Origin of the sequence: Ectopseudomonas oleovorans (assembly GCF_003052605.1) — a bacterium.
GTDB classification, from domain to species: domain Bacteria; phylum Pseudomonadota; class Gammaproteobacteria; order Pseudomonadales; family Pseudomonadaceae; genus Aquipseudomonas; species Aquipseudomonas oleovorans_A.
The window spans coordinates 97,434-109,992 of record NZ_QASO01000130.1 but is presented as its reverse complement, the minus strand read 5'-3'; the positions used below and the strand labels follow the sequence as shown (position 1 = coordinate 109,992).

General features: G+C 65.1%; 10 protein-coding genes and 2 pseudogenes. 5 read left to right on the top strand and 7 right to left on the bottom strand.

Annotated elements, in window-relative coordinates; all coding sequences use genetic code 11:
• Window positions 1–27: 27 nt before the first annotated feature.
• Window positions 28–1,239 (top strand): PepSY-associated TM helix domain-containing protein, encoded by a 1,212-nt coding sequence (locus DBO86_RS23770; protein ID WP_108235039.1) that lies wholly within the window; start codon window positions 28–30, stop codon window positions 1,237–1,239.
• Here DBO86_RS23770 and DBO86_RS23765 read toward each other — a convergent pair.
• Together DBO86_RS23765 and cls are read right to left on the bottom strand one after the other, a co-directional pair.
• Complete coding sequence (locus DBO86_RS23765) at window positions 1,222–1,950, bottom strand: substrate-binding periplasmic protein (RefSeq protein ID WP_108235038.1); 729 nt, start codon at window positions 1,948–1,950, stop codon at window positions 1,222–1,224. The genes DBO86_RS23770 and DBO86_RS23765 overlap by 18 nt on opposite strands.
• Window positions 1,951–2,003: 53 nt before the next feature.
• Entirely contained in the window at window positions 2,004–3,449 is a 1,446-nt protein-coding gene (gene cls, locus DBO86_RS23760) for a cardiolipin synthase (RefSeq protein ID WP_108235037.1), read from the bottom strand.
• 281 nt (window positions 3,450–3,730) lie between these two features.
• On the opposite strand from cls, the gene DBO86_RS23755 reads away from it, so the two are divergent.
• On the top strand, window positions 3,731–5,398 hold the full coding sequence (locus DBO86_RS23755) for a BCCT family transporter (protein ID WP_108235036.1): 1,668 nt from the start codon (window positions 3,731–3,733) through the stop codon (window positions 5,396–5,398).
• A 257-nt stretch (window positions 5,399–5,655) separates the two neighbouring features.
• On the opposite strand, the gene DBO86_RS23750 is transcribed toward DBO86_RS23755, so the two are convergent.
• A complete protein-coding gene (locus DBO86_RS23750; RefSeq protein WP_003464812.1) occupies window positions 5,656–7,044 on the bottom strand; it encodes an L-serine ammonia-lyase in 1,389 nt (462 codons plus the stop codon).
• Window positions 7,045–7,227: 183 nt separating this feature from the next.
• Here DBO86_RS23750 and DBO86_RS23745 point away from each other — a divergent pair, with 183 nt between their 5' ends.
• On the top strand, window positions 7,228–8,130 hold the full coding sequence (locus DBO86_RS23745; RefSeq protein ID WP_108235035.1) for a LysR family transcriptional regulator: 903 nt from the start codon (window positions 7,228–7,230) through the stop codon (window positions 8,128–8,130).
• 91 nt (window positions 8,131–8,221) lie between these two features.
• On the opposite strand, the gene DBO86_RS23740 is transcribed toward DBO86_RS23745, so the two are convergent.
• The 4 genes from DBO86_RS23740 to DBO86_RS23725 form a co-directional block, all read right to left on the bottom strand.
• A complete protein-coding gene (locus DBO86_RS23740; protein ID WP_108235034.1) occupies window positions 8,222–8,383 on the bottom strand; it encodes a DUF2986 domain-containing protein in 162 nt (53 codons plus the stop codon).
• A 61-nt stretch (window positions 8,384–8,444) separates the two neighbouring features.
• Window positions 8,445–9,152, bottom strand: a complete 708-nt coding sequence (locus tag DBO86_RS23735) for a 3'-5' exonuclease (RefSeq protein ID WP_108235033.1) — start codon at window positions 9,150–9,152, stop codon at window positions 8,445–8,447.
• Window positions 9,149–11,068: a DUF294 nucleotidyltransferase-like domain-containing protein gene (locus DBO86_RS23730; RefSeq protein ID WP_108235097.1), complete on the bottom strand. Its 1,920-nt coding sequence runs from the start codon at window positions 11,066–11,068 to the stop codon at window positions 9,149–9,151. The genes DBO86_RS23735 and DBO86_RS23730 overlap by 4 nt, the downstream gene beginning before the upstream one ends.
• 105 nt (window positions 11,069–11,173) lie before the next feature.
• Complete coding sequence (locus DBO86_RS23725; RefSeq protein WP_108235032.1) at window positions 11,174–11,794, bottom strand: GTP cyclohydrolase, FolE2/MptA family; 621 nt, start codon at window positions 11,792–11,794, stop codon at window positions 11,174–11,176.
• Window positions 11,795–11,865: 71 nt separating this feature from the next.
• Here DBO86_RS23725 and DBO86_RS23720 point away from each other — a divergent pair.
• Together DBO86_RS23720 and DBO86_RS23710 are read left to right on the top strand one after the other, a co-directional pair.
• Window positions 11,866–12,204, top strand: a pseudogene (locus DBO86_RS23720) (TraR/DksA C4-type zinc finger protein); the annotation flags it as partial.
• A 229-nt stretch (window positions 12,205–12,433) separates the two neighbouring features.
• A pseudogene (locus DBO86_RS23710) lies at window positions 12,434–12,553 on the top strand (TraR/DksA C4-type zinc finger protein); the annotation flags it as partial.
• Window positions 12,554–12,559: the final 6 nt, after the last annotated feature.

Here is a 12,559-nt window from a genome sequence, read left to right as displayed (position 1 = left end):
CACGGGCGGCCCCGACGAGAGGATTCGATGCGCCCGATTCTGGTACTCCTGCACCGCTGGTGCGGCCTGTTCATCGCCCTGTTCCTGTTCACCGCCGGCTTGACCGGCGCTGTCATTTCCTGGGATCACGAACTGGACGAATGGCTCAACCCGCACCTGTTCGATGCGCAAACCGAAGGGCAGGCGCAGGACCCGCTGCAACTGGTGGACGCCCTGGAAGCGCGCGATCCGCGCCTGCAGGTGAGCTTCATGTCGCTGGCGCTGGAACCCGGCCATGCGCTGGGCATCTTCGTCGATCCGCGTGTCGATCCAGCCACCGGCAAGGCCTTCGAGCTCGGCTTCAACCAGCTCGGCATCGACCCGGTCACTGGCGACATCCAGGGCCAGCGAGAATGGGGCGCTATCTCCCTGAACCGGGAAAACCTGCTGCCGTTTCTCTACAAGCTGCACTACAGCCTGCATATCCCGGATGGCTTCGGTATCGAGCTGGGCGTGCTGTTCTTCGGCATCGTCGCCATCGTCTGGTGCATCGACTGCCTGGTGGCGCTGTGGCTGTCGTTTCCCAACCTGCGCAGCTGGCGCAAGTCGTTCGCCTTTCGCTGGCGCCAGGGCGGCTACAAGCTGAATTTCGACCTCCATCGCTCAGGTGGCGTGTGGATCTGGCTGTTGCTGCTGGTGCTGGCCGTCACCTCGGTGTCGATGAACCTCGAACGCCAGGTGGTGCGCCCGCTGGTGGCGCTGTTCTCGCCGCTGACACCCAGCCCCTTCGCCAGCCGCACGCCGGTGACCCTGGATAAGCAGATCGTGCCGCTGATCGACCGCCGCCAGGCCATCGCCGTGGCCGATGCCGAGGCGCGGCGGCTGGGCTGGGACGCGCCTCCTGGCGGGCTGTTCCATTCGGCCGAGTTCGGCGTGTATGGCGTCGGCTTCTACGAGCCGGGCGACGATCACGGCGATGCCGGGCTGGGCAACCCCTGGATCTACGTCGACAGTCAGAGCGGCGAACTGGCCGGCGCGCATGTGCCGGGCACCGGCAGTGCCGGGGATATCTTCCTGCAGGCACAGTTCCCGCTGCACTCGGGGCGCATCATCGGTCTGCCGGGACGTATCCTGGTGTCGTTGCTCGGTTTGGCCGTTGCCGGCCTGTCCGTGACGGGCGTGGTGATCTGGGCCAGGAAACGTCGCTCGCGCGTGCTCGCCGAACAGCGCCTGCGCGGGGTTTCACAGGCCGTGACGTAAACGAAGCGCCGCGACCAGCTCGGCGCGCTGTTCGAGGAAACGGTCGAAGGCCTCGATCAGCTCGGGATGGCGGATGCTCGACAGGTAGTAGTGATCCTCGACGTGCGCGAGCTGCGGGTCGAACACCAGGGCGTCCGGCGCCAGGCGCATCTGGCGCAGCTGATGGGTGACCACGCGGGGGTTGAGGTACACCGCATCGACCCGGTCGCTGGCGGCCATCATCAGCAGTGATTCGATCTGGTTGGCCTGGATCAGCTTGATGTGCCCGGCCTGGATCTCTGCCAGATATGGCCAGGGGGTGAAGCCGTTCTGCGTGCCGAGCAAGGCGATGCGCTGCTTGCCCTGGCCGAGATACTGCGGCTTGACCAGCACGCCATCGATGTAGGGGGCTGCCGGCCGGCTGTAGCGCACCGCATGGCCGGCCTTCTGATCGGCGTTCCACTGAGGGTGGTCGGGAAACTTCAGATCGACCCGGCCAGCGAGAAAATCACTGAGCAGGCGCCTGACCGGCAGCGGCGTATAGACGAACTGGTAGCCGTATTCGGCGGCGAAGGCATCCAGCAGCTCGCGGGCGTAACCACCGTACTCACCATCTTCCACCGCGTAATAGGGCTTGTAGGGCTGCAGCTCGACGCCGACACGGATCGGCGGCTGCGCCAGGGCGTCGAGGTTGATGCAGAGGCAAAGCAGCAGGCTGAGCAGTGTCTTCATCGCGGAGTCTCGCTGACGGCTAACAGCGGCGGCCTCATAACCATAGACGCGACTCAGAGGATCGGCGAGATCAGCCGTGCCACGCGCATGCCCAGTTGCTGCAGGCGATGCAGGTTGCGCCGGTCGGCATTGGCCAGTTCGCGCGAGCGGCTGAAGTCCTCTTCCAGCATGTTCGCCACTTGGGCGTTGAAGCCCTCGTCGAAGGTCAGCAGGCTGGCCTCGAAATTGAGGCGGAAGGAGCGGTTGTCCAGGTTGGCGCTGCCCAGCAGGCAGGCGTCGTGATCGATCAGCAGGGCCTTCTGGTGGAGGAAGCCCGGCTGGTAGCGGAAGATGCGCACGCCGGCGCGCAGCGCCTCGAAGGCATACAGGCTGGAGGCGGCGTAGACGATGCGGTGGTCGGGGCGCGCCGGTAGCAGCAGGCGCACGTCCACGCCGCGCATCACCGTTAGGCGCAGGGCGGCGAACAGTGCCTCGTCGGGCACGAAGTAGGGACTGCTCAGCCAGACCCGTTCGCGCGCTGCGTGAATCGCTTCGACGAACAGCAGCGAGCAGGTTTCCTGCGGGTCCGCCGGGCCGCTGGCAATCACCTGGCAGAGTAGGCCGGGGTCGTCCTGTTTGCTCGGCATCAGCAGCGGCGGCAGCTTGCGGCAGGCCCAGTACCAGTCTTCGGCGAAGGCTTCCTGCAGGCTTGCCACCACCGGCCCGCGTACTTCCACATGGGTGTCGCGCCAGGGCGCCAGGGGTGGCTTCTGGCCGAGGTATTCGACGCCGACGTTGAGCCCGCCGAGAAAGCCGATCTCGCCGTCGACCACGACGATCTTGCGGTGGTTGCGGAAATTCAGCTGGAAGCGATTGAACAGTCCGGCGCGGGTGGGGAAGGCGTGCACCTGCGCGCCGCCGCGGCGCAGGCTGTCGATATAGGCGCGCGGCAGCGCATGACTGCCGACGCCGTCATACAGCACGTGTACCTGCACGCCTGCGGCGGCGCGCTCCAGCAGCACGTCGCGCAGGCGCCGGCCGAGGGCGTCGTCACGGATGATGAAGAACTGCAGCAGGATCACCTGCTGCGCGCTGTCCAGGGCTTTGAGGATCGCCTCGAAGGTGGCCTCGCCGTCGATCAGCAGATCGACGCGGTTGCCGGTCACGCCCGGCAGGTGCGACAGGCGCGGCAGCGCCCGCAGGCGATCGTAAGCCGGTGATAGATGCGCGGCCTTGGCTTCCTCGACCCAGGGGCGCCAGTCCTGTGCGGCCATGGCGTGGCGCATTTCCCTGTCGGCCTGGCGCCGCGCCCTGACGTAGGCATCGAAACGGCTGCGGCCGAATACCAGGTAGGGCAGCAGCGTCAGGTAGGGCATGAAGAACAGCGACAGACCCCAGGCCAGCGCGCCCTGGGCCGTGCGCACGGTCAGTACGGCGTGGATCGCCGCCAGTACGCCGAGGGCGTGAACGGTGGCGATCAGGTAGGCGAACAGGTGGGGAATGCCGAAGTCCGCGGGCATGCAGGGTCTTCCTTTGCACTGGCTGTGTGCAGCTGACCGTGGGTGTTGCGCAGCGTTCGCCGCCATCCTGCCACGGCCATGCCGCGAATGGCAGTGCCGGGCAAATTGCCAGCTGTCAGGGAATTATTCGAGGCTTTCACGTGTCTTGGTTTCCGAATGAACGGAATTCATGTGTTAGCCTTTCCGGTTCGACCCCTTTCCGGTCGATCTCAATTGGAGGAGGGCAACCGTCCTGTTCACGCTCGTTCAGCGAGTCAAACGCATCAAGGAGAACGCCAACCATGGGAAACGTCCCTTCGCATGACACGACACCGCCATCCGCAGCGGAAACCAACGAAGGCATCCCGGCACCGACCGGCGAGGCCAACCTGATCGATACCGATTACGTCATCGGCCAGGACAACATTCAGGGCAAGTTCATCTTCGCCCTCGACATTCACGGCAAGGTCTTCACCATTTCCGCGCTGGTCGCGGTGATCTTCGTAGTACTCGCCCTGGCGCTGCAGAACCAGATCGAGCCGCTGTTCAGCGGCCTGCGCGACTGGCTCACCCATCACATGGCCTGGTTCTTCATCGGTGCCGCGAATGTCTTCGTCCTGCTCTGTCTCGGCCTGATCCTCTCGCCGCTGGGCAAGGTGCGCATCGGAGGCAAGGACGCGACGCCCGACTACACCTACATGGGCTGGTTCTCCATGCTGTTCGCCGCCGGTATGGGCATCGGCCTGATGTTCTACGGCGTGTCCGAGCCCATGTCGCACTACAGCGCGGCGATGGGTGGTATCACTGTCGGTGAGGATGGCGTGCGTACCGACTGGGCGCCGCTTGGCGGCGCTGCCGGCAACGCAGAAGAAGCCGTGCGTCTGGGCATGGCTGCGACCATCTTCCACTGGGGTCTGCACCCCTGGGCGATCTACGCCATCGTCGCCCTGGCGCTGGCGCTGTTCTCGTTCAACAAGGGCCTGCCGCTGTCGATCCGCTCGATCTTCTACCCGATTCTCGGTGAGCGCGTGTGGGGCTGGCCGGGCCATGTGGTCGACATTCTCGCGGTGTTCGCCACCCTGTTCGGCCTGGTCACCTCGCTGGGCCTGGGCGCGGAGCAGGCGGCTGCGGGTGTGGAGTACCTGTTCGGTATCCCGGCGACGGACACCACCAAGGTGCTGCTGATCGTCGCCATCACCCTGATCGCGCTGGCTTCGGTGGTCGCCGGCCTCGACAAGGGGGTCAAGCGTCTGTCGGAGATCAATATGGGCCTGGCCATGGCCCTGTTGTTGTTCATCATCATCGCCGGGCCGACCCTGGTGATCTTCACCGACTTCTTCAAGAACCTCGGCGCCTACCTGCAGTACCTGCCGGCGCTGGCCAACCCGATCGGCCGTGAGGACGTCAACTTCAGCCAGGGCTGGACCGCCTTCTACTGGGCCTGGTGGATCAGCTGGTCGCCGTTCGTCGGCATGTTCATCGCACGGGTCAGCCGTGGTCGCAGTGTGCGTGAGTTCCTCGTCGCCGTGCTGCTGGTGCCGTCGCTGGTGTCGGTGCTGTGGATGACTGCCTTCGGTGGCACCGCTATCAACCAGCTGCTGGTCGATGGTTTCACCGGTGCGCAGGAAGCCGGCCTGGAGCTGAAGCTGTTCAGCATGCTCGGTGAAATGCCGCTGACCGGTATCACCTCGTTCATCGGCATCGTGCTGGTGGTGGTGTTCTTCATCACCTCGTCGGACTCGGGCTCCCTGGTGATCGACACCATCACCGCTGGCGGCAAGGTCAACGCGCCGGTACCGCAGCGCGTGTTCTGGGCCAGCATCGAAGGCGTGATCGCCATCGCCCTGCTGCTCGGCGGCGGTCTGGTGGCGCTGCAGGCCATGGCTGTGTCGACGGGCCTGCCGTTCACCATCGTGCTGCTGGTGGGCTGTATTTCCATCGTCAAAGGCCTGATGAGCGAGCCGCGTTAGGGATGTTCTGAAAAAGCTATTTATCGTCACTCCCGCGCAGGCGGGAGCCCAGATGATTCGTAGGTTCTGGATGCCCGCCTGCGCGGGCATGACGGCTTTTTCAGTGTTTACGCAGCTCGTTCCCCTCTCCTATTGATTGATGGGAGAGGGGCTGGGCGAGAGGGCGCTTTCAATGCCGCATCATCGCCAACGGCCACAAACAAAAACGCCGCGGATCTGTCAGGGTCCGCGGCGTTTTTGTATCTGGCGGTCGTGCATCAGCACTCGATGATGTTCACCGCCAGGCCGCCACGGGCGGTTTCCTTGTATTTGGTCAGCATGTCCGCGCCGGTCTCGCGCATGGTCTTGATCACCTTGTCCAGGCTCACGTAGTGCGAGCCGTCGCCGTACAGCGCCATGCGCGCGGCGTTGATGGCTTTGACCGAAGCGATGGCGTTGCGCTCGATACAGGGGATCTGCACCAGGCCGCCGACCGGGTCGCAGGTCAGGCCCAGGTGGTGCTCCATGCCGATTTCCGCCGCGTTCTCGACCTGCTCCGGAGTGCCGCCCAGAACAGCACACAACGCACCGGCCGCCATCGAACAGGCTACGCCGACTTCACCCTGGCAGCCGACTTCGGCGCCGCTGATCGAGGCGTTTTCCTTGTACAGGATGCCGATGGCGCCGGCGGTCAGCAGAAAGTCGATGATGCCGCGCTCGCTGGCGCCGGAAATGGCGTTGGCGTAGTAGTGCAGTACCGCCGGGATGATGCCGGCGGCGCCGTTGGTTGGCGCGGTGACCACGCGGCCACCGGCGGCATTCTCCTCGTTCACCGCCAGGGCCCAGAGGTTGACCCAGTCGAGCATGCGCAGCGGGTCTTCCAGGTAGCTGCGCTGGAAGCCGCCCAGCTTGCGCGCCAGGATCGCCGCGCGGCGACGTACCTTGAAGCCGCCCGGCAGAATGCCCTCGGTGCGGCAGCCACGGTCGACGCAGGCCTGCATCACCTTCCAGATTTCCAGTAGGCCGGCGTCGGTTTCTTCGTCGCTGCGCCAGTGACGTTCATTGCGGCGCATCACCTCGGCAATGCCGATGCCGTTCTCGCGCGCCAGGCGCAACAGGTCTGCGCCACTGCTGAACGGCAGCGGCAGACTGGTGGCGTCCGGGGCGATGACCTTGTGCTTGGAACCGTCGGCGAGGATCGCCTCGCTGACCACGAAGCCGCCGCCCACCGAGTAGTAGGTGGCCTCGTGCACCTGAATGCCGGCGGCGTCGAAGGCGGCGAAGCGCAGGCCATTGGCGTGCAGCGGCAGCGCCTTGCGGAACATCTTCAGGTCGGCCTTCTCGTCGAAGGCGACGGCGTGCTTGCCGGCCAGGACGATGCGCTTGTCGCGGCGGATGGCCTCGATGTAGCCGGGCACCTGATCCACGTCGACGGTGTCCGGCTCGTAGCCGCTGAGGCCGAGCAGCACCGCCTTGTCACTGCCGTGGCCCTTGCCGGTGGCACCCAGCGAGCCATACAGCTCGGCGGCGACACGGGTCACCTGCGGCATGTGGCCGTGGTTTTCCAGGGCGTGGGTGAACAGCGCGGCCGCGCGCATCGGGCCGACGGTGTGGGAGCTGGAGGGGCCGATACCGACTTTGAACAGGTCGAAAACGCTGATAGCCATGGCGAGATTCTTCTTCTGTGGGCACGGCTGAAAACCGGGTTTTCAGCCGTGCCTGTATGTGGGTGAACCACGCGCCCGGTTCAGCGCGTGTGGATATCTCTATCTAAGGCCGGCCATATCATTATGTATACTGATTTATTTTTAACCTATTCGTTAGCGACCCTTAACTATTGAGATCGCGCCATGGACATCACCCGCCTGCGCACCCTGCGTGAACTGGCCCGCTGCCGCACCATGGCGGCCGCCGCCGAGTCGCTGCACCTGACGCCTTCGGCGGTTTCGCAGCAGGTGTCCCAGCTCGAACGCGAGGTGGACATGGCGCTAATCGAACGACGCGGGCGCGGCGTGGTGCTGACCCCGGCCGGCGAGCGCCTGGTGGCGCATGCCGAACGCATTCTGATGGTGCTCGACGAAGCGCGCTCGGAGCTGGCGCTGCTGCGCGGCGAAATCGCCGGTGAATTGCGTGTGGCGGCTTTCCCCTCGATTGCCGTGGCGGTAATCGCGGAAACCGTGCGCGCGTTGCGCAGCGCCTACCCGCGGCTGAACGTGGTGGTATTGGAACTGGAACCGCAGGAAAGCCTCAGCGCCCTCGGCGCCTGGCAGATCGACGTGGCAGTGATCGACGACCTGGCCGTGCAGCCCGACGAAAACCGCGAGAACTACGCGCTGATTCCCTTGACCCAGGACCTGCTGCACGTCTTGCTGCCCATCGACCATGCTCTGGCCCGGCGCGACAGCCTGACCATCGCCGAGCTGCGCGACGAAGCCTGGGCGCTGGACTCCACCGGCAGCTCGTTCGGCGAATTCATCACCAACCTGTGCCGCCTTTCGGGTTATGCGCCGCGCATCAATGCCCACTGCGCCGGCTTCGAAATGGTCGCGGCCATGGTCGCCTCGGGCAACTCCATCTCCATCGTCTCCGGCCTGCGCCTGGTACGAACGCTACCCGGCGTCACCGCCGTGCCGCTGCTGCCGGCGATCCAACGCGGTGTGTTCCTCGCCTACCGCAAGGGCGAGCGTGATCACCCGGCGGTTAACGTGTTTCTTGATGAGGCGGTTTATACGGCGGACAAGGTGCTGGGTTAGCCCGTTCGTGTGGGAGGGGCTTTAGCCGCGATGCTCTTGGCTTTTCGATGGGGCCGACGCACATCGTGGGCATCATCCGTTTATCCGACTTTTACTCAGCGGGCGTGACGAGCTCTTGAGCCGCTTCAGCTTCCAACTTCGCCCTGTCAGCTTTGCTGATGTACTTGGGTTTATTGCTTTTAGGCGCGAGCTTGGCATTGGCCTTCTTGGCGTGAGCTTCGAGCAGTTTTTTGATCTTTTTGCGGCGATTCATGGGCCTGTGCTTGTGTTGTCCTGATTCGAGAGTACCCGCGCGTCGCGCGGGTGGCTGGGGTTCAGCTCCAGAGAGCGCTGATCGGTGTACGCCCCGGATAGTGCGTCGCCACTTGTGCCTGCAGCAGTTCTCCACAGGCCAGTGCATCGGTCAGTGCATGGTGCGCGGAGTACAGCGGCAGGCCGTAGCGCAGGCGGCTGTCGGCCAGGCGGATGGAAACGGGTTCGCGGCCGCGCAGCCGGTCCCACCAGCTCACGGTGCGCTTGGGGTGCAGGCGCGCTTCCAGTTCCATGGTGTCGATGATGGGGAAGATCAGCCCTTCGCCCAGGTGCTGGCGCACGGCCTGGTCGAGGAAGCTGCGCTCGATATTGCGGTAGTGCGCCACCACCACCTTGCCGGCCAGGGCTTCGAGCAGTTCGTCGAGCACGCTGGCCAGGCGTGGGGCGTGGCGGATGTCGCTGTGGGTGATGTGGTGGAAGGTGACTGATTCGGCACTCAACTCGCTGGTGGGTTTGACCACCCAATAACGGGCTTCTGCGCAGCGGATGCGTTGCAGGCTCAGTGGCACCAGGCCAAGGCTGACGATGGCGTGCTTACGCGGGTCGAGGCCGGTGGTTTCCACGTCCAGCGCCACCAGCGGCACTTCCGCCAATGGCGTATCAGCGGCGACGCAGCCGGCGCCGTAGAAGGCGCGCAGGCGCGGGTCGCGGCTGCTTTCGGCGAGGCTGGCGAACAGTTGCGGCCAGTCCTGGGCTGCGCGCTCGCTCATCGCGGGCGGCTCGCTGGCTGTGCGGGGTAGCGAAAGCGCAGGAATTTCTGCGCGTTGCTGATCACCTGGAAGGCTTCCTTGAGGTGCTGGCGTTCGCTGGCGCTGAACTGTTCCGGCTCGATGTAGTTGCTCGGCGCGTTGCCGGCCTCGACTTCACGGGCCTGGTGGCGTACACGCACCAGGCTGAGGAACTCGAAGGCGTAGCGCAGGTGCTCCAGCGCTTCCTTGGGCAGCAGCTTGGTGGCGGCGATGGCGTCGAGCCGATCCAGCGAGTTCTGCGCCTTGGAGCCACAGGCCAGGGCGTGCACGCGGATCAGGTCGGTGAGTGGCGCGGTGCCGCGGCCCTTGAGGTTGATAATGTTGCGGTGGCGGCCGTCGGTTTCCATCACGAAGGTGCGGAAGAAGCCCAGTGGCGGCGTGCGGTTGAGCGCGTTACGTGCCAGCGCGGCGAGGAAGGCGGGGCTGGCGCTGGCCTTCTGTGCCAGCAGGTCCTTGAGGCTTTCCACCAGCTCGGTTTCGCCGAAGAGGCCGTCGAGGTCGAAGAAGATGCTGGCGTTGAGCAGGGTTTCCGGGTTGGGCCGCTCGATCCAGTCGCTGAAGTATTGCCGCCACACCTTCAGCGGCTGCCGCCATTTGGGGTTGGTGGCCATAATGCCGCCCTTGCAGTAGCTGTAGCCGCAGGCGGCCAGGCCGTCGCTGACGAACTGCGCCAGTTCGGCGAAGTAGGCGTCGTGTTCGTCCGCATCGAAGCGGTCGTCGAGCACCAGGGCGTTGTCCTGGTCGGTGAGCAGCAGTTGCTCGTCGCGGGCCATGGAGCCGGCGACCATGAAGCAGTAGGGCACTGGCGGCGGGCCGAGCTTCTGTTCGGCCAGCTCCAGCAGGCGCTGGCTGAAGGCGCGGCCGATACCGCTCATGGCGCTGCCGACCATGTGTGCGCTGGCATCGTCGGCGACCATCCGTACGAAGGTGGCGCGCAGATCCGGCAGCAGGCTCTTGAGCCCCTCCACCGAGGTCTTGTTGAAGATGCCGTTGACCAGATACAGGCTGCTGCGCGACTCGTAGCGGATGATGTCGGCCAACGCCACCACGCCCACCGGGCGGCGGCGATGCAGCACCGGCAGGTGGTGGATGTTGTTGCGCAGCATGCACAGCATGGCCTCGAACACCGAGTCGTCGGCCTGCAGGGTGATCGGGTTGGGCGTCATGATCTGGCTGACCGGCGTATCGCTGGGCAGGCCGGCGGCGACCACGCGGGTGCGCAGGTCTCGGTCGGTGAGGATGCCTGCCATCACCTGGTTCTGCTGCTCGGCGACGTCCACCTGGTGCGGGTCGGGCCAGCGCGTGCCGGGATCGACGACGATCACCGAGGACACGCTGTGTTCGGTCATCACCTGCGCCACCTGCTGGATCGGCGTATCCAGCGGCACGCTGATCGCACTGCGCGAGATCAGCTTGCGCACCTTGATCTTCATCAGCTCGCTGGCCTTGCCGTGGCTGTCTTCCAGGGCGGACTTGAGGCGCGACTGACCTTCAGCCTCGACGAAGTCGGCGAAGCTGTCGAACTGCTCGCAGAGCTGATGGAACAGCGCGCCGGGGATGAAGTAGATCAGGCTGTCTTCGATCGCGGTGGCACCCAGGCGTACCTTGTTGCCGCGCAGCAGGCCGGCCTGACCGAAGATGTCACCCTCGCTGAGGCGGTTGTGCAGTTCGCCGCCACGCCGGTGGATTTCCACCGCGCCGCTGCGCACGTAATGCAGCTCGTGGATCGGCGCACCGACGGCGAGGATTTCGCTACCGGCCTTGAAGTAGCCCACCTGCACCTGGCGGGCGATCTCGTCGAGAGTTTGTTCCGGCAGGTTGTCGAAGGGGGCGTAGCGATTCAGGTGGTCGCGGATCTCGATCAGTTCGATCTGCATGCGGGCCTTTAGACGATGGTGATGGCTCTCCACCATAGCGGTTACCACGGTATCAGCGCAAAACCGGATGGCCAGCAAGTCTGTACAGGAGCCGTCTGCCATGCCTCAGCTCCAGCGGCTCTGAGCCACCGCATCGTGGGCGTGGAGGCTTTCTGCGTGTACGACCTTGAGGCGGAACGCGCTGGCTTGCGGCAATTGGCGCAGGGTGCGGTGCAGACGGCGTGCGGCATCTTCGCAGAACATCAGGTTCTGCCCGTTGGCCAGGGCGAAGGCCTGTTCGTCGGCGCGCTTCACCGCGGTCTGTACCGGCGTGCCGAGGGCCTGCTCGGCACTGTCGATCAACGCCAGTACGGGCAGTTCGACGCAGCCCGGTGCCAGGCGCAGTTGTAGGGTCGCCGTACTGCGCTGACTGTGCGGGGTGGCGACGATGCCCTGGGTCGAGCCGAGCCAGTCGAGCACGCTGGAGTAATCCACCTGCTGGTCGGGAAAGTCCCAGGCGAAGCGTTGCTGGATCAGCTGCCGTGCCAGCGCTGCCGAGCAGGGGCAGGTGGACGAGTAGGCGACCTCGACCTGCAGCTCGATGCTCACGCCGATATCGACGCAGGCGTTCACGGCGGCGTCCGCCAGACGAATGGGCAGGGCGATGCCGGCCATGCCGATCCAGTCCAGCGGCAGGTCGTGATGGGTGGCTAGGGCGGCAATATCCGGCAGGGGCTGGTCGTTCATCGCAAATCCGTGTGTAGCGGTCAGAAATGAATGTTATGTTATAACAATTAAAACAAGCCAGCCGATTTGCCATGACCCTGACCCTGACCGCCGAAGCCGAACTGCTGGCCCAGCCAGCCGACGACTACATGAACGACGCCCAGCAGCAGTTCTTCCGCGAGCTGCTGCTGACCCAGCGTGCCGAGTTGCAGGTGCGCATCGATGAGGAATTCACCGAGCTGCGCCAACCCGATACCAGCAGCGACGTCGCCGACATCGGTGCCGCCGAGGAGCAGCGCCAATGGCAGCTGCGCCTGCTGGAGCGGGAAAAGAAGCTGCTGGACAAGATCGACCAGGCGCTCGAACGCCTGGCGCGTGGCGAATACGGCTGGTGCCCAGGGTCTGCCCCCCGTTTCGGCGCGAGCCGCGTTGCTGCGCCAAATGGCGCCAGGCAAGGCGCGGGACGCAGGGAATGGTGGTCCCTTGCCAAGTCCCGCAACGCCGCATGGCGCCATTTGCCGCGCAACCCGAAGGGCCGGGCCAGTTTTTGCGCGGTGCGTTGTTGCTCGACGGCTCATTTGGAGCACCAAACTTCGCGTCTCGCGCCTAGCCCCGCGCAAAAACTGGCGCCGGCGCGGCCACGACGAAACGGGGGGCAGACCCTCAACCGGCGAACCCATCGGCCTCAAGCGCCTGCTGCTGCGCCCGACCGCGACCCTGAGCATCGAAGCCAAGGAGCGTCAGGAGCAGCGCGAAAAACATCAGCGTGACCGTGACTGAACGAGG